Genomic DNA, 22,749 nt, shown 5'->3' on the forward strand with positions numbered 1-22,749 from the left:
AGGCGCACTGCTCGACGGTACAGGGCGTCCTTCGGCCGCCAGCGGGAGCAAGCTCCCTCGCCACAATAGTGTTCAACTCACGTCATTCGTTGCTGCTACCGCGAAACTTGAACAGATCGCGCCGCTGCTTCTTGCTCGGCTTGCCATCGGTGCTCACGCCCAACGACCCTGCCTTGCGCATTGCCGCAGCCGCTTCACGCTTGGCGATACTCGCCTCGGTCTCGGCGTACAAGGTCTGCGCCTCGGGTGCGCCTCGACGCACGATCGACAAGGCCTCGACCCTCACGGTGCGCACTTCGAAGCCGGTGCGAATCTCGAACTCATCGCCTATGCGTGGTTCCTTGCCCGGTTTGCAGCGTTCGCCACGACAGTGCACCTTGCCACTTTCAATGGCCGCTTTGGCCAGGGCACGGGTTTTATAGAAACGTGCCGCCCATAGCCATTTATCGAGACGGACCTTGTCGTCCTCCTCCTGTTTCTGCGCCATATGAATTCCTCGTTCAGCCAGTAGTCGGAACTGTACTACCGTTTCTGTCGGGCGCAAGAACTCGGCCCACCAGATAGACTGTGATCTTCGCCGCATGACCGGCCTGGAGTGACCGAGTGACAAAATTCCCGACTTCATTGACCTCGCCCAAGGGCGGTTGCCAGGGCTGCCAGCAAAGCGAGCCGCTGGACTTCGATTTTGCCTTCGCCTTCCAGCCGATCGTCGACCTGCGCGATCAGTCCGTGTTTGCCCACGAAGCACTGGTGCGAGGCGTGGCAGGAGAAGGCGCACTGTCCGTGTTAAATCAGGTTACAGAAGACAACCGCTACCGTTTCGACCAGCTCTGCCGGACCCGCGCCATCGAAGGTGCGGCGAACCTTAATATGCAGACACACTTGTCGATCAACTTTTTGCCCAACGCCGTCTACCGTCCAGAGCTGTGCATTCGCAGCACGCTGGAGGCCGCACGAAAACACAACTTTCCGCTCGACCGGCTGATTTTCGAAACCCTGGAAATCGAGCACGTAGATAATTATCGCCATTTGACCAATATTCTGCGTGAATACCGCGAATTCGGCTTCAAGACCGCCATCGACGATTTCGGTGCCGGCTATTCGGGGCTCAATCTGCTGGCTGATTTCCAACCGGACCTGATCAAACTCGACATGGCGCTGATCCGCGATGTCGATCAAGACCGTGTCCGTCAGGTGATCGTGCGGGGGATTGTCACAATGTGTGCGGAGTTGAACGTTACAGTCATCGCCGAGGGCATCGAGAGCGTCGGGGAACGGGATTTCCTCGCGGACTGTGGAATATTTCTGATGCAGGGCTACTGGTTCGCCAAACCTGCGTTCAAAGCGTTGCCCCGGGTGCCAGACGAGGCCTGGAAGCGTTAACTCTTGGGTTTTTTCTTTGAAGACATTTGATCATTTGACCGTTGTTGGTCTGCGCGAGTGGGTGGCGCTCCCGGGCCTGGGAGTCGCCGGTCTGCGCGCGAAAATCGACACCGGCGCCAGCACTTCCAGCCTGCACGCCACCGATATCGAACCGTTCGAGCGCGACGGCGAGAAATGGGTGCGCTTCACCGCGCATCTGGGCACGGTGGTGCAATTGCGTCACCGGCGCTGCGAAGCCCCGCTGGTCACGCGCAAAACCATCAAAAGCTCCAATGGCCATGCGCAGGTGCGCTACGTGATCAGCACCACGCTGGCCCTGGGTGATCGAGTCTGGCCGGTGGAATTCACCCTGGCCTGCCGCAAGTCCATGCGCTATCGCCTGTTGCTCGGTTCCAAAGCCCTGATCGATGGCCAGTTGGTGGTCAATCCGGGCATCAAATATGTACAAGACAAGCCGGTGTTCCCGGTATCTACCTCCTCCACAGGTGTTGCATGAAGATCGCTGTGCTGTCGCGTAATCCGCGTCTGTATTCCACCCGCCGTCTGGTCGAAGCCGGAATCGAGCGCGGGCATGAAATGGTGGTGATCGACACCTTGCGCGCCTACATGAACATTGCCAGCCACAAGCCGCAGATCCACTACCGCGGCAAACCGCTGGAAGGTTTTGATGCGGTGATCCCGCGGATCGGCGCGTCGGTGACGTTCTACGGCTGCGCGGTGTTGCGTCAGTTCGAAATGATGGGCGTGTTCCCGCTCAACGAGTCGGTGGCCATTGCTCGCTCCCGGGATAAATTGCGTTCGTTGCAGCTGCTGTCGCGGCGCGGAATCGGTTTGCCGGTCACCGGTTTTGCCCACTCGCCAGACGATATTCCCGACCTGATCGCCATGGTCAACGGCGCACCGCTGGTGATCAAGGTGCTCGAAGGCACTCAGGGCATCGGCGTGGTGCTGTGCGAAACCGCAACAGCGGCAGAGTCGGTGATCGAAGCGTTCATGGGCCTGAAGCAGAACATCATGGTCCAGGAATACATCAAGGAAGCCGGCGGCGCGGATATCCGCTGCTTCGTGGTCGGCGACAAGGTGATCGCCGCGATGAAGCGCCAGGCCAAACCGGGCGAGTTCCGTTCCAATCTGCATCGCGGCGGCAGCGCCAGCCTGATCAAGATCACCCCGGAAGAACGCATGACCGCGTTACGCGCCGCCAAGGTGATGGGCCTGGCGGTGGCGGGCGTGGACATTCTGCGTTCCAATCACGGGCCGCTGGTGATGGAAGTGAATTCGTCGCCGGGACTGGAAGGGATCGAGACTACCACCGGCAAGAACGTGGCCGGGATCATCATCGAACACCTGGAAAAGAATGGCGGGCCGAATATGACCCGGACCAAGGGCAAGGGCTAAAGCGAAGAGCAAGAGCCCCTCACCCTAACCCTCTCCCATAGGGAGAGGGGACCGATTGGGGGATATCGGAGAACTACGCCGACTTGAACGAGCAACACTGAATCCATAATCGACCGAATTTTGCAGGTCGATGCATGACGCCAGACACTTCGGTCGGCACCCTCTCCCTCTGGGAGAGGGCTGGGGGTGAGGGGCTTTTGATCTACACAGCATCCCGGGGCAACATCAATCCCAGCGGCAATCTCACCCGCGCCTCAAGCCCACCTCCGGACCGGTTGCGCAATTCGACATTGCCGCCATGCATCGCCGCAATCCTTTTCACGATCGCCAGTCCCAGCCCGGTACCTTTGCCACCGCGAGCCCGATCGCCTCGGGTAAACGGGTTGAAAATTGCCTCAAGCTCCGACGGATCGATCCCCGCGCCACGGTCCATCACACTCAGGACTACGTACGGCGCGCTGGTATCTCCCGACACATAGGCCGCCACTTCCACGCCGGTGCCGGCATGGTTCAAGGCGTTACCGATCAGGTTGTTGAGCAGGCGTTTCATCGACACGCGACGCAGCGGGAATGGCTGAATCGGTTCCAGACGCAAACGCACTTTTTCTTCGTTCTGGTTATACGGCGCGGCGACTTCACGCACCAGATCACTGAGGTCGACTTCTTCCACCGATTCGTCGCGACCGTCGCGAATGAACGCGAGGAACTGGTCGAGAATCGCGTCCATGTCCTCGATGTCGCGGACCATGTCGTCGGTGAGGTCGGTGTGGTCGCCCATCAATTCCAGCGACAGGCGCAAGCGTGTCAGCGGCGTGCGCAAGTCATGGGACACCCCCGCCAGCATCAGCTCACGTTCGCGTCCGGCCTGTTCTACGTCTTCGGCCATCTGGTTGAACGCGCGGTAGACCTCGGTCATTTCGCTGGGCGTATCGCTGATCGGCAGGCGCACGCTGCGGCCCTGGCCAAGTTGCCGCGCGGCATAGACGAGTCGCTTCAACGGCTGGTTGAGCTGGCTGACGAAAATCCATGCCGACGCTGTGGACAAGAGGCCGATGGCGAGGAACCAGCCGAGCACGTTCCAGATTTTCTGACCGCGCAGCGGATGTGGATACAACGGTACTTTCAGCCAGCCATCGCCCAGGCTCGGCGCGCGAACCCACAACGCCGGCGGCGAATGCATGCGCAAACGCACTTCGGTGTCGGCACCCAGTTCCGCCTGCATCTGCCGCTGATAGATTTCGCTGTACGGCCAGTGCTGTTCGCCTTCCGGCACACCGGCACCGACCACACGAATCAGGGTCGCGGCATCGGCAATTTTTGCGCGGTTTTCTTCATCGGCGGCCCAATAGGCGCGCAGCGTCAGAGCGACACCGTGACTGTATTGGCGATCCACCAGCACGTCCTCGTTCATCAACAGATAAACCAGGGTCAGCGCCTTGGAAAACAGCACGACGATAAGCACCAGCCAAAGGGTGCGAGAGAAAAAGCTTTGGGGGAACCAGACGGGGGTTTTCATCTTTAACCGCTACACACTTGCAGGAGCGAGCAATGCTCGCATATTGCGGATTGCGAGTCTGTGGCAATGGCCGTGCGACCAATACCGGCAGACCCGCTCCTACAAATCACCGATCACTTGGTGGCGGTGCCATCCGGTACGAACACGTAGCCCACGCCCCAGACGGTCTGGATGTAGCGCGGTTTCGACGCATCGGGTTCGATCATCCGGCGCAGACGCGAGATCTGCACGTCGATGGAACGCTCCAGCGCATCCCATTCCCGGCCACGGGCGAGGTTCATCAGTTTGTCGCGGGTCAGCGGCTGACGCGCGTTCATCACCAGCGCCTTGAGCACAGCGAACTCACCGGTGGTGAGCATGTGCACTTCATCGCCCCGCTTGAGTTCGCGGGTGGCCAGTGACAACACGTAATCACCGAAGGTGACGTTTTCGTCTTCACTGCCCGGCGCGCCCGGTACCGGTGCGGCCTGACGGCGCAATACGGCTTTGACCCGCGCCATCAGCTCGTCCGGGTTGAACGGCTTGGCCAGGTAATCGTCGGCGCCCAGTTCGAGGCCCTTGATACGGCTCAGCTCATCGCCCTTGGCGGTGAGCATGATGATCGGAATCTGGTTGTTCGCGCCACGCAGGCGGCGGCACGCGGTCAGGCCGTCTTCGCCCGGCAGCATCAGGTCGAGGACGACCAGATTGAACACTTCACGCGCCAGCAGACGATCCATCTGCTCGGTGTTCGGAACGGTACGGGCACGGTAGCCCTTGCTGACGAAGAAACGCTCCAGCAGGCTGCTCAGCCCCGGATCGTCATCAACGATAAGAATTTTTTCGCCTTCAGCCGTTTGTGCAGTGCTGCTCATTGGATGCTCCTTTTAGCTCGGCGCGCATTATGGCGTAGCTGCCGTTATACGCACCGTGTGCATTGTTAGCAGATTTTTCCTTCACTGCCAGAAAACCGGGGTTTATGCCTACAGCCTGCAACGCCCCCGAATGACAGAACGCTGGTTATAATGCGCGGCGTTTTGCGCCAGGCAACGTCTGAATCGTTACCGTAAGTGGCCGGTATTTTTTCCGGCCCTGTGCAGCAACTGTTCGATTTCACGGGTCAATGGGCAGCCTCTTGATCCAGGCAGCGGCCATTTTCCAGCCGCTCAATCAGCCTCCAGGCCTTTATCAGCGTGCCTGTGAGCCTGCTTTCACACTATGTCAGGTGGTTTTATGGACAGCATCAACAGCCGCATCGCCGAGGAACTCGGCGTACGCCCACAACAGGTCGAAGCGGCCGTCGCGCTACTCGATGAAGGTTCTACCGTTCCCTTCATCGCCCGTTACCGAAAAGAAGTGACCGGCAGCCTCGATGACACCCAGTTGCGTCATCTGGAAGAACGCCTGCGCTACCTGCGAGAACTCGACGAACGGCGCATCAGCATCCTCGCCAGCATCGAAGAGCAAGGCAAACTCACCCCGGCCCTCGAGCGTGACATCAAGCTCGCCGACACCAAGACGCGCCTCGAAGACCTGTACCTGCCGTACAAGCAGAAGCGCCGCACCAAAGGCCAGATCGCCCTCGAAGCCGGCCTCGGCGAACTGGCCGACGGCCTGTTCAACGACCCGAACCTGGCGCCGGAAACCGAAGCCGCGCGCTTCGTCGATGCCGAAAAAGGCGTGGCCGACGTCAAGGCTGCGCTGGAAGGCGCCAAGTACATCCTCATGGAGCGTTTCGCCGAAGACGCCGCCCTGCTGGAAAAACTGCGTAATTTCCTCAAGCAGGAAGCGATCCTCAGTGCCCGCGTCATCGCTGGCAAGGAAGAGGAAGGCGCCAAGTTCCGTGATTACTTCGAACACGACGAGCCGCTGAAAAGCATGCCGTCGCACCGCGCCCTGGCGATTTTCCGCGGTCGCAACGAAGGCATTCTCAGCTCCGCGCTGAAAGTCGGCGATGAGCTGCCCGGCACCATGCACCCGTGCGAAGGCATGATCGCCCAGCAGTTCGGCATTCAGAACCAGAACCGCCCGGCGGACAAATGGCTGAGCGAAGTAGTGCGCTGGACCTGGAAGGTCAAGCTCTACACCCACCTGGAAACCGACCTGCTCGGTGAGTTGCGCGACGGCGCCGAAACCGAAGCGATCAACGTTTTCGCGCACAACCTGCACGACCTGCTGCTGGCCGCTCCGGCCGGCCCGCGCGCCACCCTGGGCCTCGACCCGGGTCTGCGCACCGGCTGCAAGGTTGCTGTAGTCGACTCCACCGGCAAGCTGCTCGATCACGCCACGGTTTACCCGCACGTGCCCCACAACAAATGGGATCAGACCATCGCCATCCTCGCCGCGCTATGCGCCAAGCACTCGGTGGACCTGATCGCCATCGGCAACGGCACCGCCAGCCGTGAGACCGACAAGCTGGCGATCGAGCTGATCAAAAAATATCCAGCGATGAAGATGACCAAGGTCATGGTGTCCGAAGCCGGCGCCTCGGTGTACTCCGCATCGGAACTGGCGGCCAAGGAATTCCCGGACCTCGACGTGTCGATCCGTGGTGCCGTGTCGATCGCCCGTCGTCTGCAGGACCCGCTCGCCGAGCTGGTGAAAATCGACCCGAAATCCATCGGTGTCGGCCAGTACCAGCACGATGTCTCGCAGCTGAAACTGGCGCGCGGTCTTGACGCGGTGGTCGAGGACTGCGTGAACGCCGTGGGCGTGGATGTGAACACCGCCTCCGTGGCCCTGCTGGCGCGGATCTCCGGCCTCAATGCGACGCTGGCGCAGAACATCGTTGCTCACCGTGACGAACACGGCGCATTCAAGACCCGTGCGGCGCTGAAAAAAGTGGCGCGACTGGGCGAAAAAACCTTCGAACAAGCCGCCGGTTTCTTGCGGGTGATGAACGGCGACAATCCGCTGGATTCTTCGGCGGTGCACCCGGAAGCCTATCCGCTGGTGCAGCGTATTGCCGCGCAAACCGACCGTGATATTCGCTCGCTGATCGGCGATGCCGCGTTCCTCAAGCGTCTGGATCCGAAGAAATTCACCGACGAAACCTTCGGTCTGCCGACCGTCACCGACATCCTGCAAGAACTGGAAAAACCCGGTCGCGATCCACGTCCGGAGTTCAAGACTGCCGAGTTCCAGGAAGGCGTCGAAGACCTCAAGGATCTGCAACTGGGGATGATCCTCGAAGGCGTGGTAACCAACGTTACCGCGTTCGGTGCATTCGTCGACATCGGCGTGCATCAGGATGGTCTGGTGCACATCTCGGCGCTGTCGGAGAAGTTCATCAAGGACCCACGCGAAGCGGTCAAGGCCGGTGACGTGGTGAAAGTGAAAGTCATGGAAGTCGATATCCCGCGCAAACGCGTCGGCCTGTCGATGCGCATGAGCGACACCCCGGGCGAAAAAATCGACGGCGCCCGTGGCTCGCGTCCGGGCTCGGCACCGCGCCAGTCCTCCGGCAACGCGCCGCGCAAGGAAACCGCGACCGCCGCGCCGGTGAACAACGCGATGGCCTCGCTGTTCGCCAACGCCAAGCAGTTGAAGAAACGCTGATGGAAATGCCGGCCGGGCTCGTCGAGAGCGCGTTTTTCAAGCTGTTGGGCTGCCGCCTCCACAGCCTCGAAACCGGGGTCGCGCAAGTCGCCCTGGCGCTTGAGCCCGAACTGCGCAATCGCGGCGGCAAGCTGCACGGCGGCGCGCTGTTCAGTCTGGTCGACATTGCCATGGGCCTGGCTTGTTCCAGCAGCCATGGCTTTGATCAGCAGAGCGCAACCATCGAGTGCAAGATCAACTACATCCGCGCCGTTTCCGACGGCGAGGTGCTGTGCACGGCCCGGGTGATCCACCCGGGCCGGCGCACGCTGGTGGTCGAAGCCGAGGTGATGCAAGGCGACAAGCTGGTCGCAAAAGCGCAAGGCACCTTCGCTGTCCTGTAGATGTTGCTCATCATTTTGAGTTAATTTCGGCGCAACGAATCCTGTGGGAGCGAGCCTGCTCGCGAAGACGGTGTGTCAGTCGACGGTGATATTGACTGCAAAACCCTCTTCGCGAGCAGGCTCGCTCCCACAGGGATTGTGCAGTTCTTGACTGACCGGCAAATGGCCTGCCGCTACAAAACCAGGCGATCACGCCAGTTTCAACTTCACCCTTGTAGACCGTCCTGCCCACCCCCATATTGGGGCGACTGACGCGTGAAGGAATCCAAATTGAGCGAACATCTCAACCGCCGCCTGGCTCTGCTCGGCGAGCGCGCCAACCTCTCTCTGCTCAAGCAGTGCCTGCACGGTATCGAACGTGAATGCCTGCGTGTGACCAGTGAAGGTCGCCTGGCGCAAACGCCGCACCCCGAAGCCCTGGGTTCCGCGCTGACCAACGAACAGATCACCACCGACTACTCCGAGTCGCTGCTGGAATTCATCACGCCTGCCCTGCCGGATCCTGCCGACACGCTGGCGAGCCTGGACAAGATTCACCGCTTTGCCTACAGCAAGCTCGGCAACGAGTACCTGTGGAGTCCATCGATGCCGTGCCCGTTGCCGGCCGAGGAAGACATCCCGATTGCCTATTACGGCACCTCCAACATCGGTCAGCTCAAGTACGTCTATCGCAAGGGCCTGGCCCTGCGCTACGGCAAGACCATGCAGTGCATCGCCGGGATTCACTACAACTTTTCCCTGCCGGAACAGCTCTGGCCATTGCTGCGCGAGGCCGAAGGCTTCGTCGGCACTGATCGCGATTTCCAGTCGGTGTCCTATATCGCGCTGATTCGCAACTTCCGCCGCTACAGCTGGCTGCTGATGTACCTGTTCGGTGCCTCGCCGGCACTGGATGCCGGTTTCCTGCGCGGGCGTTCACATCAACTCGAACAGCTTGATCCGGACACGCTGTATCTGCCTTATGCGACCAGCCTGCGCATGAGCGATCTCGGTTATCAGAGCAACGCCCAGGCCGGCCTGACGCCCTGCTACAACGATCTGGCCAGTTACACCGACAGCCTGCGCGAAGCGGTGGCCACGCCTTACGCGCCGTACGTTGAAGTCGGCACGCACAAGGATGGCGAGTGGGTGCAGCTCAACACCAACATCCTGCAGATCGAAAACGAGTACTACTCCAACATCCGCCCGAAACGCGTGACCTACACCGGCGAACGGCCGATCCAGGCGCTGATGGCGCGCGGCATTCAATACGTCGAAGTGCGCTGCCTGGACATCAACCCGTTCCTGCCGATGGGCATCGACCTCACCGAATCGCGCTTCATCGACGCCTTCCTGCTGTATTGCGCGCTGAACGACAGCCCGCTGCTGACCAACACTTCGTGCGGCAACGCCACCTCGAACTTCCTCAGCGTGGTCAAGGAAGGCCGCCGTCCGGGCCTGCAATTGCAGCGTGACGGTCAGCCGGTCGAGATGAAGCAATGGGCGGCCGAGTTGCTCGAGCAGATTGCTCCGCTGGCGGCGATGCTCGATCAGAGCGTCGGCGGCGATGCCCACAGCAAGGCGCTGGATGCCCAACTGGCCAAGGTCAACGACCCGTCCCTGACGCCATCGGCGCAGGTGCTGGCCGCCATGGCCGAGCACAAGGAAAGCTTCGCGCAGTTCTCCCTGCGCCAGAGCCAGGTCCATGCCGAGTTCTTCCGTCGCGAACCGCTGGCGGCTGACGAGCAAGCGAAGTTTGAAGAACTGGCCCGGGCGTCGCTGGCACAGCAGACCGAGCTTGAGCAGAACGAAGTCGGCGATTTCGATGTGTTTGTCGGCGCGTATCAGGCGAGTATCCTGGCGATCAGTAACTGATCAAATTTCTCTGTGGCGAGGGAGCTTGCTCCCGCTCGGCTGCGCAGCAGTCGCAAATTATCCAATGCGGCGCATCAGATGAAATGCGTTAACGGATTTGGGAGTCCTTCGGCCTCCAGCGGGAGCAAGCTCCCTCGCCACAAGTCCCAACCGCTCGCTGTGCTTAGATTTTTCCGCTCATAAGCTCATTCGAAAAAGTTATTTATTTCTAGATTCTTAGATCATTTAGTCTCCGTTCACGCCGACATTCGGTCGCCTGATCTGGAGCTCCCAATTGAAACTGAATTTCCCGCTTCGCCTGCTCGCCGTGGCCTCTCTGGCTGCTGCAAGCTTCCTGGCCCAGGCGGCCGATCTCACCGTTGCCTACCAGACCACCGTCGATCCGGCGAAGGTCGCTCAGGCCGACGGGGCCTACGAGAAAGCCACCAAGGCCGACATCAGTTGGCGCAAGTTCGATAACGGCGCCGACATCATCGCCGCCATCGCGTCCGGGGATGTGCAGATCGGCTACCTCGGTTCGAGCCCGTTGACCGCCGCGATCACCCGCAAAGTGCCGGTGGAAACCTTCCTGATTGCCACGCAGATCGGCGCCGCTGAAGCGCTGGTCGCGCGCGACGGCTCCGGCATCAAAACGCCGCAGGATCTGATCGGCAAGAAAATCGCCGTGCCGTTCGTGTCCACCGGGCATTACAGCCTGCTCGCCGCGCTCAAGCACTGGAACATCGATCCGTCGAAAGTCACCGTGCTCAACCTCGCGCCGCCGGCGATTATCGCCGCGTGGAAACGCGGCGACATCGACGCCACTTACGTTTGGGACCCGGCACTGGGCGTGGCCAAGGAAAACGGCAAAGTGCTGATCACCTCCGGCGAGCTGGCCAAGTTCGGCGCGCCGACATTCGATGCGTGGATCGTGCGCAAGGACTTCGCCGAGAAGCATCCGGACATCGTCACCGCGTTTGCCAAGGTCACCCTCGACGCCTACGCCGACTACCGCAAGGATCCGAAAGCGTGGCTGGCGAATCAGTCCAACGTCGACAAATTGGTGAAACTGTCCGGCGCCAAGGCCAGCGACATTCCGTTGCTGCTGCAGGGCAACGTCTACCCGCTGGCGGCGGATCAGGTCAGTGACCTCGGCGCGCCGACCACCAAAGCCATCACCGACACCGCCGCGTTCCTCAAGGAGCAGGGCAAGGTCGAAGCCGTGCTGCCGGATTACGCGCCGTACGTCAGCGCCAAATACATCACCAACTGAACCGGAGATCACAGCGATGGCCTTGCTACAGCTGGAGCGCATCAGCGCACAGTACCCGGGCAGCCCGGAGCCGGTGCTGGCGGATATTTCTCTGACCCTGGGGCCGCAGCAATTGCTGGTCGCCCTTGGCCCGTCCGGCAGTGGCAAGACTTCACTGTTGAACCTGATTGCCGGTTTCGTCGAACCAAGTGCCGGGCGCATCACCCTTGACGGCGTGCCGGTCAAAGGCCCGAGCGCCGAGCGCGGCGTGGTGTTCCAGGACGACGCCTTGCTGCCCTGGCAGGACGTGCTCGCCAACGTTGCCTTCGGCCTCGAACTGGCCGGTGTCGGCAGAGACAAACGCGAGCAGCGCGCTCGGGAAATGCTCGCACTGGTCGATCTCGCCGGTTTCGAAGACCGGCGCATCTGGCAATTGTCCGGGGGCCAGAAACAACGCGTCGGCCTCGCCCGCGCCCTCGCCGCCGATCCACGCGTGCTGCTGATGGACGAACCCTTCGGCGCGCTTGATGCATTTACCCGCGAGCAGATGCAGGAGCTGTTGCTGCAAGTCTGGCAGCGCACCGCCAAACCGGTTTTCCTGATTACCCACGACATTGAAGAAGCGGTGTTCCTCGCCACGGACCTGATTCTGCTGGCACCGAATCCAGGGCAGATCGTTGAGCGTCTGCAGCTGGATTTCGGTCAGCGTTACGCCGCTGGCGAGTCGGCCCGCGCGATCAAATCCGATCCGCGATTTATCGAAACCCGCGAACACGTGTTGAGCAAAGTCTTCTCGCAACGCAACGCCGTACCCCGGCAGGAGCGCGCATGAGCAGTTACGACGTTTCCGCTGCGGCGGTGAAAACCCCTTCGGTGAGCATTCCGGTACGCCGTAGCCTCAGCACGCGCTGGATCAGCCTGCTGACCCTGTTCGGCCTGTTGGCGATCTGGTGGGCGGTGACCGCTAGCGGCCTGATCGAACCGCTGTTCCTGCCGCCACCTTCTGCCGTGTTGCAAAAGGGCTGGCTGCTGGCGACTTCCGGATACATGGATTCGACGTTGTGGCAGCACTTGGGCGCCAGCCTGAGCCGCATTGGTCTGGGCTTGGGCTTTGCCATCCTGACCGCCGTGCCGGTGGGCATTGCCATCGGCGCCAACCGCATCGCCCGTGGCGTGCTCGATCCGCTGATCGAGTTCTATCGCCCTATCCCGCCGCTGGCCTATCTGCCGCTGATCGTGATCTGGTGCGGCATCGGCGAGTTGTCGAAAGTGCTGCTGATCTACCTGGCGATTTTCGCGCCGATTGCCATTGCCACAGCGACCGGTGTGCGCACGGTCGACCCGGCAAAACTGCGCGCGGCGCAGTCGTTGGGCGCGACGCGCGCGCAGCTGATTCGCCATGTGATTCTGCCCAGCGCCTTGCCGGACATTCTCACTGGCGTGCGCATTGGCCTGGGGGTTGGCTGGTCGACCCTGGTCGCCGCTGAGTTGATCGCGGCCACCAGTGGCCTGGGTTTCATGGTGCAATCGGCCGCGCAATTTCTGGTCACCGATGTGGTGGTGCTGGGGATTCTGGTCATCGCCCTGATCGCCTTCGCCATGGAGATGGGCCTGCGCGCCTTGCAGCGCAAACTGGTGCCGTGGCACGGCCAGGCGCACTGACAATTTTCAAATCAATCCCCTGTGTAGGAGCTGCCGAAGGCTGCGATCTTTTGATCTTGTTTTTAAAAAGATCAAGATCAAAAGATCGCAGCCTTCGGCAGCTCCTACATAGGGTGATGACCGCAATTGACGAGAAAGACCATGAGCAGCCTCAACATCACCCCATTAAGCTCGGCCCTCGGCGCGCAGATCAGCGGCGTCGACATCAGCCAGCCGCTGAGCCTGGAACACCGCGACGCCATCGAACAGGCGTTGCTCAAATATCAGGTGCTGTTCTTCCGTAACCAGCCGATCGAGCCGGCGCAGCAAGCACGTTTCGCGCATTATTTCGGCGACCTGCACATTCATCCGATCTACCCGAACGTGCCGGAGCAACCGGAAGTACTGATCCTCGATACCGCCGTCACCGACGTGCGCGACAACGCGATCTGGCACACCGACGTGACCTTCCTGCCGACGCCGGCGATGGGCGCCGTGCTCAGCGCCAAGTTGCTGCCGGAGTTTGGTGGCGACACCTTGTGGGCGAGCGGTATCGCCGCGTATGAAGCGTTGTCGGCACCGATGAAAACCCTGCTCGAAGGGCTGACGGCGACCCATGATTTCACCCGGTCGTTTCCACTGGAGCGCTACGGCAATACCCCGGAGGCGCTGGCGCAGTGGGAAGAGGCGCGGCGCAAGAATCCACCGCTGTCGCACCCGGTGATTCGCACGCACCCGGTGAGCGGACGGCGCTCGCTGTTCGTCAGTGAGGGGTTTACCTCGAAGATCAACGAGCTCTCGGAAACCGAGAGCGAGGCGATCCTGAAGTTTCTGTTTGCCCACGCCACCCGGCCGGAATTCACCATTCGCTGGCGCTGGCAGCAAGACGACATCGCCTTCTGGGACAACCGCGTGACCCAGCATTACGCAGTAGACGACTACCGCCCGGCGCGGCGGGTGATGCAGCGGGCGACGGTGTTGGGGGATGTGCCGTTCTTTCGCTGAGCCCTGAACAGCAAAAGCCCCTCACCCTAACCCTCTCCCGGAGGGAGAGGGGACTGATTGGGGGATGCTTTAGAGGTACGCCGACCTGATATTGCTTTGCTGAATCCATAATCGACTCGGTATTTCAGGTCGATGTATGGCGCAAGACAACTTGGTCGGCTCCCTCTCCCTCCGGGAGAGGGCTGGGGTGAGGGTCGCTTATTCTGCCGTCGAAGGCTTCTCCCAAAGATTGATCCCGCCCTCCTGGGCAAACCGATCGATCTCCGCCAGCTCTTCAGCGCTGAAATTCAGATTCTTCAGCGCACCGACGTTCTCGATAATCTGCTCCGGCCGGCTCGCGCCGATCAGCGCCGAGGTGACCCGTGGATCGCGCAGCGTCCACGCCAGCGCCAGTTGCGCCAGGCTCTGGCCGCGACGCTGGGCGATCTCGTTCAATGCGCGCACATGGGCAATGTTGGCCTCGGACAAATGCGACGCCTGCAACGAACCGCCGCCCGGACGATTGACCCGTGCATCGGCCGGCACGCCGTTGAGGTATTTGTCGGTGAGCAAGCCCTGCGCCAGCGGCGTGAACGCGATCACGCCGGTGCCGAGCTCATCGGTGGTATCGAGCAGATCCTTTTCCACCCAGCGATTGAGCAGGTTGTACGCCGGTTGATGAATCAGCAGCGGCACTTTCCACTCTTTCAGCAACGCGGCCATTTCGCGGGTTTTCACTCCCGAATAGGACGAGATACCGATGTACAGCGCCTTGCCCTGCTGCACGGCGGTGGCGAGGGCGCTCGCGGTTTCTTCCAGCGGGGTATCCGGGTCGAAGCGGTGCGAGTAGAAGATATCCACATAGTCCAGACCGAGGCGTTGCAGACTTTGGTCGAGGCTCGCCAGCACGTATTTGCGGGAACCGCCGCCCTGGCCGTAAGGGCCGGGCCACATGTCCCAGCCAGCCTTGCTGGAGATGATCAGTTCGTCACGGTAATGCTTGAAGTCTTCGCGCAGCAGGCGCCCGAAATTGACCTCGGCGCTGCCGTACGGCGGGCCGTAGTTGTTGGCCAGATCGAAATGGTTGATGCCCAGATCGAACGCAGTGCGCAGCAAGGCGCGCTGGGTGTCGATCGGTGTGCTGTCGCCAAAGTTGTGCCACAGGCCCAGCGACAGTGCCGGCAGCACCAGACCGCTGCGGCCGACGCGGCGGTAGGGGATGGAGTCGTAGCGGTTTTCGGCAGCGGTGTAGGTCATCGAATCCTCTCTTGTCTGTCTTGAAATGGGTGTCGATTGCTCGTGTGGGAGCGAGCCTGCTCCCGAAGGCTGTTACGCAAATCTATTGCCGGGTCGAGTCAGGCCCAGATTCTGCCGCAACGTGCGGCCTTCATATTCAGTTCTGAACAAGCCACGCCTTTGCAGTTCCGGCACCACGCCTTTGGCGAAATCTTCCAGCCCGCCCGGCAGGTGCGGTACCAGCACGTTGAAGCCGTCCGCCGCGCCTTGCTCGAACCACTCCTGCAGGCGATCGGCAATCTGTGCCGGCGTACCGACCAGGCTGTAATGCCCGCGCCCGCCGGCGATCCTGCGACCGAGTCCGGCAAGGGTCAGGTTCTCCCGACCCGCCAGTTCGGTCAGCAGTTTCTGTCGACTCTGCTGACCGCTGTCAGTCAGCGGCAACTCTGGCAATGGCCCGTCCAGCGGGTACTTCGATAAATCGAAGTTGCCCAGCATACGCCCAAGCAGCGCGACGCCCACCTCGGGTTCGACCAATTGCTGAAACGTTTCACATTTCTCCTGCGCTTCGGCCTCACTGGCACCGACCACCACAAAAACCCCAGGCATGATTTTCAGCGAATCAGCACTGCGTCCGAACCTGGGCAAGCGTCCCTTGATATCGGCGTAAAACGCCTGAGCGGCGGCCAGCGAAGTCTGTGCGGTGAACACCACTTCAGCGGTTTGCGCGGCCAGCTCACGCCCGGCTTCGGAAGATCCGGCCTGGACAATTACCGGCTGCCCCTGTGGCGAGCGCGCGACATTCAGCGGGCCTTTGACCCGGAAATGTTCACCCACATGATCGAGCACGTGCAGCTTCTGCGGGTCGTAATAGGCGCCGCTGGCCTTGTCGCGGTGGAAGGCATCGTCCTCCCAACTGTCCCAGAGCCCGGTAACCACTTGATGAAATTCGCGGGCGCGGCTGTAGCGTTCGGCATGGCCGATGTGTGCGTCGCGGCCGAAATTCAGCGCCTCGGCGGCGTTGTCCGAAGTCACCAGATTCCATCCGGCACGTCCGCCCGACAAATGATCGAGCGAGGCGAACTTGCGCGCCACGTGGTACGGCTCGTTGTAACTGGTGGTGGCCGTGGCAATCAGGCCGATGTGCTCGGTCACCGCGCTCAGTGCCGAGAGCAACGTCAGCGGCTCGAAGTGATCGGAGCGCGCCATGCGGCTGGCGATGTCCTGGGTCGGTGCGGCGACGCTGTCGGCGACGAACAGTGCATCGAACTTCGCCGCTTCGGCGGTTTGCGCCAGACGTTTGTAATGGGCGAAATCCAGCCCCGCATCCGCCGGCACATCCGGGTGCCGCCACGCTGCCACGTGGTGCCCGGTGGCCATGAGAAACGCACCGAGTTTCATCTGTCGGCTCATCTCAGAAATCCTTGCGCAGTTGCACGCCAAAGTAGCGTTCGTCATCCCGCGGCACGGCGCGATAGATGTAGCTGCCGCCACTGGCCAGCAACGGCGAATAGGACTTGTCAGCGAGGTTCTTGCCGAGCAGGGCGACGCGCCAGCCATTGCTGTAATCGGCCAGGGCGAGACTGGCGTTCCACAGCCCATAGGCGCCCTGTTTGGTCTCGGGGTTCTGGCTGATGTCGTACTGCACTTCGCTCTGCCAGCTGTAATCGGTGCCCAATTCAATATCGAGGCCATTGTCCAGGGGGATTGTGTAGTCGGCGCGCACGTAGCTTTTCCAGTCCGGGCTGAACGGCAGTGGTTTGCCGTTGACGTTGCACGACGCCGCCGCGCCGGCCGGGCAGGCGAATTCGTCGATGCGTGCGCGGGTGTAGGCCAGGGCGCCGGAGAACTTCAGTTGCTGGCTGGCTTGCAGGGCGTAATCGAGTTCGACGCCTTCGCTGGTGACGCTGCCGGCGTTGATCAGACGCGTCACCACCTGCCCGGCGACGGTGTCGAAAAAGTTCGCCTGATAGTTGTCGTACTCGCTGTGGAAGATCGCCAGGTTGGTGGTCAGGCGATTGTTCCAGGAGGTGGCCTTGATCCCCGCCTCCCAGGTGTTTGAAGTCTCCGGTTTCAGTGCTTCGGTATCGCGCGGTTGCATGTTGAAGAACACGTTGTAGGCCGGGCCTTTGTAACCGCGCGAATAGGTCAGGTAAGTGGTGACGGTATCGCTCAGGTCGTACTGCAAGCCGAGGCGACCGGACCAGCCGTCTTCGTCCACCGAGCCTGAACTGCTTGTCGCGGGTTGAATGCCGCTGACCGTGGTGGCCGAGGTTGAAACGCGTCGGTGATCGTATTCGAGATCATCGTGGGTATAGCGCAGGCCTGCGATGCCACGAAAGTCCGAAGTGAAGTTCAGCGTGCTCTCGCCAAACACCGCGTAGCTGTCGCTGGTGGTGCTGTAATCGGCGACGCCACGGTCGGTGCGAGTGGGGGTGGTCAGGGTGCGCCGGTAGGTCTCGTCGTCCTTGCCGTGCATGTAGAACAGGCCGCCGACGTACTCGAGAAACTCGCCTTTCGGTGAGGCCAGACGCAACTCTTGCGAGTATTGGTCGAAGGCCAGATCGCCCTTGTCTGCGGTGCCGGGAAACGCGGCGGTGACGGTGCCGAGGCGATCGCCATCCTGATACTGGGTGTTGTCCCAGCCACGCCACGCCGTGATCGACGTCAGCGTGTAATCACCCAGTTGCCAGTCGAGCTGGCCGGACAGGCCTTTGTTGATGTCCTCGATGTGAGAGCGGGTATCGGTGTTGATATCGCGGTTGTGGCTGGTGGCATTCACCGGGCTCAGCGCGTTGGCGAAGGCCGGCGTCAGCGCTTGACTGACGACGCCATTGGGCGCGTCGTCGTGGGACTGCATGTAGTCAGCGATCAGGGTGAAAGTGACGTCGTCGTTCGGGGTGAATTCGAGTTTGCCGCGCACGCCGCGATGGTTGTAGCCGTTCACTTCATGGCCGTTGTGCTGATTGTCGACGTTGCCGTCGTATGTGCCGAACAAGGTGCTGATCGAGCCCTTCAGCGTATCCGGAATGAGGCTGCCGCCGAGGCCGTAACGGGTGCGACTTTCGTTGCCGCTGTAGTACGACTGATCGATGTAGCCGTGGGTCTCGGCGGTCGGTGCTTTGCTGGTGATGTTGAGTACACCGGCCGAGGCATTCTTGCCGAACAGCGTGCCTTGCGGGCCGCGCAGCACTTCGACGCGCTCAAGATCGAGCAGATCCAGCGTGGCCTGACCGGGCCGCGCATACACCACGCCATCGATCACCGTCGCCACGGTCGGCTCGACCCCGGGCGAGGTGGAAATGGTGCCGACGCCGCGCACGAATAACGAGGTGTCCTTGTTCGAGGCGCCGGTGCGGAAGTTCAACGAAGGCACTTGCTGAACGATGCTCGCCACGCCGTTGCGGTTGTCGCGTTCGAGCTGTTCGCCGTCGAGCACCGAAACTGCCACCGGTACTTTCTGCAGCGACTCTTCCCGGCGAGTCGCGGTCACCGTGACGGATTTCAGCGTCGGTTCCTGATCGCTGCTGTCAGCGGCCAACGCGGTGGGCAGCGGCAGCGCCGCCAGCCCGGTGAAAATCCAGCCCGCCGCGCGAATCGACTGCGTCAGTGTGTGTGTTGCCCCAGGAAAATTGCGCATAGGTATCCGCTCGGAAATGGCCCTGAACCGCTGCCGTTCTGCGACGACAGCGCCTGAATCTGTCTTGGGCATTCGCTCGAGCGAGTAGCAGACAACGCGCTTTGTTAGCGCTAACATCGCCAGTATTGGCACCTCGGCATAGAGCGTCCAATACTGAAAAATTCCTTTTATATGCGATTTGGTTTTTAGAAGGATCGAGCCTTGAGCGACGAGAAAACGCGCAAACGCCGAGGCGCCGGCCGAGTTACGCTGAATGCCGTGGCGCGTGCGGCCGGGGTGTCGGCGATTACCGTCTCGCGGTATTTCAATCAGCCCGAACAGGTTTCGCCTGAGCGTCGCGAGCGCATTGCGGCAGTGGTCGCCGAGTTGGGCTACGTGCCGAATCTGGTGGCGGGTGGCTTGGCCTCGGCGCGCGGGAAAATTGTCGGCATGGTCATTCCGAACATCTCCGGGCCGATCTTTGCCAACACGATCCAAGGCTTCAGCGACACCCTCAGTCGACACGGTTATCAGCTGTTGCTGGCGTCGAGTTATTTCGATATCGAGCAGGAAGAAAATGCCGTGCGCGCGTTTCTCGGCTGGTCGCCGGCAGCGCTGGTGCTGACCAGCCACTTCCACAGCGCAGGCACCGAGAAGATGCTGGCCGAGGCGGATATCCCGGTCATCGAAACCTGGGATTACCAGCCGGAACGCGGGCCGATGCAGATCGGCTTTTCGCATTTCGAAGTGGGCGTGACGGCGGCAAGGCATCTGCTGGAAAAAGGCTACCAACGCATCGCCTTCGTGCAAAACAGCGCGCCGGGGGACTTCAGTGCATTGGAGCGCCGCGATGGTTATGCCGCCACTCTGCGAGGCGCAGGGAGGGAGCCATGGTTCTTCGCCCCGGACGCCGACCGCGCACCGTTCGACGCCGGCAAGCAAGCGATGGAAGCCTTGATGAACGCCTCACCACGCCCCGACGCGATCATCTTCGCCAACGACAACCTCGCCGCCGGCGGCCTGCTCGCCGGGCAACGCGCCGGTTTGAAAATTCCCGAAGACTGCGCCGTTCTCGGCTTCGGTGATTACCCGTTCGCCGAGATGCTGTTGCCCAGCCTGAGCACGATCAAACCACCGGCATTGGAGATCGGTGTACTCGCCGCGACACGCGTGCTGGAAAGCCTTGGCGTGTTGCCGAGCGACGAAGTGCAGCGGCTGAATCTGCTGCAGTGCCAAGTGATCGAGCGCGAAAGCATCTGATGAATATGGCGGGGGCTGGATTGGCTATGCTCTAGAGGAGAACCTGGTGGCCCTATCGCGAGCAGGCTCACTCCTACAGGGAATGGGGTTGGCCACAGGATTTGTGGGCAGCCGCGACCCACTGTAGGAGTGAGCCTGCTCGCGAAGGCGGCCGATCAGGCAACACCCATCCACCAGGCCAAACCTGCCATGCACACCGCTATCATCATCTTCTTCGGCCTGGTCCTGCTCGCGCTGATGCTTTACATCGGCGAGCACATCGGCTTCAGCCGCCACACGCTGGCCTACGCTTTCGCAGCGCTGTGGCTGGCGTTGACGCTGATCAACGGGGCGGTCGGCGTGGTGCATGCGGGGCAGCCGTTGGGGACGGAGATTGCGATTGGCGGTGCGGTGTTCGGCGTGCCGGTGGCGGCGATGGTGTTGTTCATGGTGCTGAGGGCCGAGGCGTGAAACGTCCCGGCGCTCAGGGGCCATTCAACGCACCAGGTGGAGGAACTGCATGTGCCGTTCGTACTGGTCGAGGATGTCGTTGATGATCTGCTCTTTGGTGTAGCCGACCAGATCGTAGTCCTGACTGCCTTCGCTCAGGTGCACTTCGGCGCGGTAGTAGCGGCGATTGTTGAGTTGCTTGGAACCCATGCCGCCGCGCGCAAAGGACGGCGTGAAGTAGCCGCGCATCTGCACCTGATAGATGAACGGATGCTGTTCGCCATGGCCGATCTCCAGGCTGACGTTGTCATGCGCCGGATCCGGCTGAGTGACAACGTGCAGGCCTTTTTCGACAAATACGGCGGTCACTTCCTCGATCGCCGGACGTACCGTGCTTTCCATGAAGCGGTACACCTCGTCGCGGGACGGGAAGTGCACGGCCTGACTCAGGCGCTGTCGCCAGCCGCCGGTGCCGCGCCGCGAACCGGAGACCGGCGCCAGCGAATGCAGCTGCGCGATCTGCTTCTGCGATTCCAGATAGAACGCCTTGTGCAGACCCCACATCATCAGCAGCAGGATCAGCGAGAACGGCAACGAGGTCAGCACCACCGCTGACTTCAGCGCATCGATGCTGCCGGAGAACAGCAGCGCACTGGTGATCAGCGCGGTCATCGCGCCCCAGAACACCCGCAGCCATTTCGGCCCGTCTTCATCCGGGTTGCCGCCCTTGGCCGACAGCGTCGAGAGCACCACGGTGCCGGAGTCCGCCGAGGTGACGAAGAACACGAAGCTGATGAACACCGTCACGGCGATAACGGTTTTGCTCCACGGGTAGGTTTCCAGCAGCAGATAAATGCTCATCGACGGATTGTCGATGGCGGACATGCCCAGCGCGCTCATGCCGTGATTAAGCACTTGGTCCAAGGCGCTGTTGCCGAAGATCGACATCCACGCCAGGGTGAAACCGAGCGGGATCAGCAGTACGCCGAAGACGAATTCACGGATGGTCCGGCCACGGGAAATCCGCGCGATGAACAGGCCCACGAACGGCGACCATGCAATCCACCAGGCCCAGTAGAACACTGTCCAGCCACCCAGCCAGTCGCTCGGTTTGTCGTAGGCGTAGAGGTCGAAACTCTTCATCGGCAAGGCGCCGAGGTAGTCGCCGACGTTCTGGATCAAGGTATTGAGCAAGTGCTGCGTCGGCCCGGCAAACAACACGAACAGCAGCAGCCCGCAGGCCAGCAGCATGTTGATGTCGGACATCACCCGCACGCCTTTGTCGACGCCGGAGACCGCAACGATGATCGCCGCGCCCATCATCAACGTGATCAGCCCGACCTGAATCCACTGGGTGTGGGCGATGCCGAACAGGTAGTCCAGACCGGAATTTAGATGCAGCACACCGAAGCCCATGTCCGCACCGAGGCCGAACACCGTGGCGATGATGCCGAAGCCATCCACCGCGTAGCCGATCGGGCCGTTGATGCGTTTGCCGATCAGCGGGTAGAGCGCCGAACGCAGGGCGAGCGGCAGGTTGTGGCGATACGCGAAATAGGCCAGCGCCATGCCGACAAAGGCGAACACGCCCCAGCCATGCAGGCCCCAGTGCAGGAACAGAATCTGCATCGCCTGGCGCGCCGCATCGGCGGTACCGGCCTCGCCTTGCGGCGGCTGCAGCATGTGCGTCAGCGGTTCGGAGACGCAGAAGAAGAACAGGGTGATGCTGATCCCGGCGGCGAACAGCATGCCGGCCCAGGACAAGTAACTGAATTCGGGCTCGTCGTGGTCGGCACCGAGTTTTATCTTGCCGTAGCCGGATAAGGCGGTGACCACCACGAAGACCAGATACAGAGTCATCGCGAGCATGTAGTACCAGCCGACCGTGTTGGCCGCCCAGTTTTGCGCTTCCAGCAACCAGGCGCCGGCCTGTTCAGGTATGGCGATGACGACAAGGCCAAACAGCAGAATCACCGTCGCGGCGAAGTAGAACACCGGCGGATTCATGCGCACCAGCCCGCTGGCGGGGGTAGACGATGCACTCATGAAACGTGCACCTCGATGGGTTGAAACGTGGCTGAAATGATCGGACTCAGCAAAGGCAAGCCTCCTGTTGTGAGCGGGCAGCGAACCACCGGTTTAACTTGAATGAACGTTCAAGTTAAACATGAATGGGGTGGTAAGGACTAATCGCCGGGCTGGGCGGTAGGTTTCCTACAGCGCCCGAGGAGGTGTATGACGCGGGTTTTGTGAGATTCGTTCACTGCGCCAAGCAAGA

The 22,749-nt window shown here is 61.3% G+C and carries 19 protein-coding genes; 12 read left to right on the plus strand and 7 right to left on the minus strand.

The features are described 5' to 3' along the window. Nucleotides 1–82 precede the first annotated feature (82 nt). Nucleotides 83–487, minus strand: a complete 405-nt coding sequence (locus QRN33_RS13455) for an RNA-binding S4 domain-containing protein (protein ID WP_042608583.1) — start codon at nucleotides 485–487, stop codon at nucleotides 83–85. 116 nt (nucleotides 488–603) lie between these two features. Here QRN33_RS13455 and rimA point away from each other — a divergent pair, with 116 nt between their 5' ends. Genes rimA through rimK form a run of 3 tightly spaced genes read left to right on the plus strand, consistent with a single transcriptional unit; the run spans nucleotide 604 to nucleotide 2,781 of the window. After that, the gene (rimA, locus tag QRN33_RS13460; protein ID WP_285408986.1) at nucleotides 604–1,383 is read left to right on the plus strand and encodes a S6 modification regulatory phosphodiesterase RimA; all 780 of its coding nucleotides are present in this window, start codon (nucleotides 604–606) and stop codon (nucleotides 1,381–1,383) included. A gap of 16 nt (nucleotides 1,384–1,399) precedes the next feature. After that, nucleotides 1,400–1,879 carry a retropepsin-like aspartic endopeptidase RimB gene (gene rimB / locus QRN33_RS13465; protein ID WP_016772184.1) on the plus strand — a complete coding sequence of 160 codons (480 nt, stop codon included), beginning with the start codon at nucleotides 1,400–1,402 and terminating at the stop codon, nucleotides 1,877–1,879. Beyond that, nucleotides 1,876–2,781, plus strand: coding sequence for a 30S ribosomal protein S6--L-glutamate ligase (gene rimK, locus QRN33_RS13470; RefSeq protein ID WP_024011184.1), 906 nt, complete (start codon nucleotides 1,876–1,878; stop codon nucleotides 2,779–2,781). Before rimB ends, rimK begins: the two co-directional genes overlap by 4 nt. Nucleotides 2,782–2,983: 202 nt before the next feature. Here rimK and QRN33_RS13475 read toward each other — a convergent pair whose 3' ends face one another. Both QRN33_RS13475 and ompR read right to left on the minus strand, forming a co-directional pair. Further along, nucleotides 2,984–4,297, minus strand: coding sequence for an ATP-binding protein (locus QRN33_RS13475; RefSeq protein WP_016770645.1), 1,314 nt, complete (start codon nucleotides 4,295–4,297; stop codon nucleotides 2,984–2,986). Nucleotides 4,298–4,410: 113 nt separating this feature from the next. Next, nucleotides 4,411–5,151 (minus strand): osmolarity response regulator transcription factor OmpR, encoded by a 741-nt coding sequence (gene ompR, locus QRN33_RS13480; protein ID WP_042608581.1) that lies wholly within the window; start codon nucleotides 5,149–5,151, stop codon nucleotides 4,411–4,413. Between the two features lie 358 nt (nucleotides 5,152–5,509). Here ompR and QRN33_RS13485 point away from each other — a divergent pair, with 358 nt between their 5' ends. The 7 genes from QRN33_RS13485 to tauD all read left to right on the plus strand — a co-directional run bounded on the left by QRN33_RS13485 (nucleotide 5,510) and on the right by tauD (nucleotide 13,948). Next, the gene (locus tag QRN33_RS13485) at nucleotides 5,510–7,834 is read left to right on the plus strand and encodes a Tex family protein (RefSeq protein ID WP_042608580.1); all 2,325 of its coding nucleotides are present in this window, start codon (nucleotides 5,510–5,512) and stop codon (nucleotides 7,832–7,834) included. After that, nucleotides 7,834–8,217: a PaaI family thioesterase gene (locus QRN33_RS13490; protein WP_052512482.1), complete on the plus strand. Its 384-nt coding sequence runs from the start codon at nucleotides 7,834–7,836 to the stop codon at nucleotides 8,215–8,217. The genes QRN33_RS13485 and QRN33_RS13490 overlap by 1 nt, the downstream gene beginning before the upstream one ends. Nucleotides 8,218–8,487: 270 nt before the next feature. Beyond that, a complete protein-coding gene (gene gshA / locus QRN33_RS13495) occupies nucleotides 8,488–10,071 on the plus strand; it encodes a glutamate--cysteine ligase (RefSeq protein WP_285408993.1) in 1,584 nt (527 codons plus the stop codon). A 274-nt stretch (nucleotides 10,072–10,345) separates the two neighbouring features. Then, nucleotides 10,346–11,323: a taurine ABC transporter substrate-binding protein gene (gene tauA, locus QRN33_RS13500; RefSeq protein WP_064361594.1), complete on the plus strand. Its 978-nt coding sequence runs from the start codon at nucleotides 10,346–10,348 to the stop codon at nucleotides 11,321–11,323. A gap of 16 nt (nucleotides 11,324–11,339) precedes the next feature. After that, on the plus strand, nucleotides 11,340–12,134 hold the full coding sequence (tauB, locus tag QRN33_RS13505) for a taurine ABC transporter ATP-binding subunit (protein ID WP_083353974.1): 795 nt from the start codon (nucleotides 11,340–11,342) through the stop codon (nucleotides 12,132–12,134). Continuing rightward, complete coding sequence (gene tauC / locus QRN33_RS13510) at nucleotides 12,131–12,964, plus strand: taurine ABC transporter permease TauC (RefSeq protein WP_064361595.1); 834 nt, start codon at nucleotides 12,131–12,133, stop codon at nucleotides 12,962–12,964. The genes tauB and tauC overlap by 4 nt, the downstream gene beginning before the upstream one ends. A 141-nt stretch (nucleotides 12,965–13,105) precedes the next feature. Then, nucleotides 13,106–13,948 carry a taurine dioxygenase gene (gene tauD / locus QRN33_RS13515; protein WP_281922409.1) on the plus strand — a complete coding sequence of 281 codons (843 nt, stop codon included), beginning with the start codon at nucleotides 13,106–13,108 and terminating at the stop codon, nucleotides 13,946–13,948. A 198-nt stretch (nucleotides 13,949–14,146) separates the two neighbouring features. Here tauD and mgrA read toward each other — a convergent pair whose 3' ends face one another. From mgrA to QRN33_RS13530, 3 genes are all read right to left on the minus strand, one after another. Then, the gene (gene mgrA / locus QRN33_RS13520) at nucleotides 14,147–15,184 is read right to left on the minus strand and encodes an L-glyceraldehyde 3-phosphate reductase (protein WP_285408998.1); all 1,038 of its coding nucleotides are present in this window, start codon (nucleotides 15,182–15,184) and stop codon (nucleotides 14,147–14,149) included. Between the two features lie 72 nt (nucleotides 15,185–15,256). Further along, nucleotides 15,257–16,576, minus strand: a complete 1,320-nt coding sequence (locus QRN33_RS13525) for an LLM class flavin-dependent oxidoreductase (RefSeq protein ID WP_042608573.1) — start codon at nucleotides 16,574–16,576, stop codon at nucleotides 15,257–15,259. Between the two features lies 1 nt (nucleotide 16,577). Further along, nucleotides 16,578–18,803 (minus strand): TonB-dependent receptor, encoded by a 2,226-nt coding sequence (locus QRN33_RS13530; protein ID WP_285409001.1) that lies wholly within the window; start codon nucleotides 18,801–18,803, stop codon nucleotides 16,578–16,580. A gap of 201 nt (nucleotides 18,804–19,004) precedes the next feature. Here QRN33_RS13530 and QRN33_RS13535 point away from each other — a divergent pair, with 201 nt between their 5' ends. After that, nucleotides 19,005–20,042 (plus strand): LacI family DNA-binding transcriptional regulator, encoded by a 1,038-nt coding sequence (locus QRN33_RS13535; RefSeq protein ID WP_116658281.1) that lies wholly within the window; start codon nucleotides 19,005–19,007, stop codon nucleotides 20,040–20,042. 189 nt (nucleotides 20,043–20,231) lie between these two features. Next, nucleotides 20,232–20,492, plus strand: coding sequence for a hypothetical protein (locus QRN33_RS13540; RefSeq protein WP_285409004.1), 261 nt, complete (start codon nucleotides 20,232–20,234; stop codon nucleotides 20,490–20,492). A 24-nt stretch (nucleotides 20,493–20,516) separates the two neighbouring features. Here the strand turns inward: QRN33_RS13540 and betT are convergent, their stop codons facing one another. Continuing rightward, the gene (gene betT, locus QRN33_RS13545; protein WP_160768576.1) at nucleotides 20,517–22,478 is read right to left on the minus strand and encodes a choline transporter BetT; all 1,962 of its coding nucleotides are present in this window, start codon (nucleotides 22,476–22,478) and stop codon (nucleotides 20,517–20,519) included. Nucleotides 22,479–22,749: the final 271 nt, after the last annotated feature.

It is taken from the genome of Pseudomonas sp. FR229a, from assembly GCF_030209115.1.
In the GTDB taxonomy this organism is placed as follows: Bacteria; Pseudomonadota; Gammaproteobacteria; order Pseudomonadales; family Pseudomonadaceae; genus Aquipseudomonas; species Aquipseudomonas moraviensis_A.

Excerpts from the sequence above, each read along its gene's own strand:
- QRN33_RS13455 (WP_042608583.1), bottom strand. The coding sequence starts at position 487 with ATGGCGCAGAAACAGGAGGAGGACGACAAGGTCCGTCTCGATAAATGG.
- rimK (WP_024011184.1), top strand. The coding sequence starts at position 1,876 with ATGAAGATCGCTGTGCTGTCGCGTAATCCGCGTCTGTATTCCACCCGC.
- QRN33_RS13475 (WP_016770645.1), bottom strand. The coding sequence starts at position 4,297 with ATGAAAACCCCCGTCTGGTTCCCCCAAAGCTTTTTCTCTCGCACCCTT.
- ompR (WP_042608581.1), bottom strand. The coding sequence starts at position 5,151 with ATGAGCAGCACTGCACAAACGGCTGAAGGCGAAAAAATTCTTATCGTT.
- QRN33_RS13485 (WP_042608580.1), top strand. The coding sequence starts at position 5,510 with ATGGACAGCATCAACAGCCGCATCGCCGAGGAACTCGGCGTACGCCCA.
- QRN33_RS13490 (WP_052512482.1), top strand. The coding sequence starts at position 7,834 with ATGGAAATGCCGGCCGGGCTCGTCGAGAGCGCGTTTTTCAAGCTGTTG.
- tauB (WP_083353974.1), top strand. The coding sequence starts at position 11,340 with ATGGCCTTGCTACAGCTGGAGCGCATCAGCGCACAGTACCCGGGCAGC.
- tauC (WP_064361595.1), top strand. The coding sequence starts at position 12,131 with ATGAGCAGTTACGACGTTTCCGCTGCGGCGGTGAAAACCCCTTCGGTG.
- tauD (WP_281922409.1), top strand. The coding sequence starts at position 13,106 with ATGAGCAGCCTCAACATCACCCCATTAAGCTCGGCCCTCGGCGCGCAG.
- mgrA (WP_285408998.1), bottom strand. The coding sequence starts at position 15,184 with ATGACCTACACCGCTGCCGAAAACCGCTACGACTCCATCCCCTACCGC.
- QRN33_RS13525 (WP_042608573.1), bottom strand. The coding sequence starts at position 16,576 with ATGAGCCGACAGATGAAACTCGGTGCGTTTCTCATGGCCACCGGGCAC.
- QRN33_RS13530 (WP_285409001.1), bottom strand. The coding sequence starts at position 18,803 with ATGCGCAATTTTCCTGGGGCAACACACACACTGACGCAGTCGATTCGC.
- QRN33_RS13540 (WP_285409004.1), top strand. The coding sequence starts at position 20,232 with ATGCACACCGCTATCATCATCTTCTTCGGCCTGGTCCTGCTCGCGCTG.
- betT (WP_160768576.1), bottom strand. The coding sequence starts at position 22,478 with ATGAATCCGCCGGTGTTCTACTTCGCCGCGACGGTGATTCTGCTGTTT.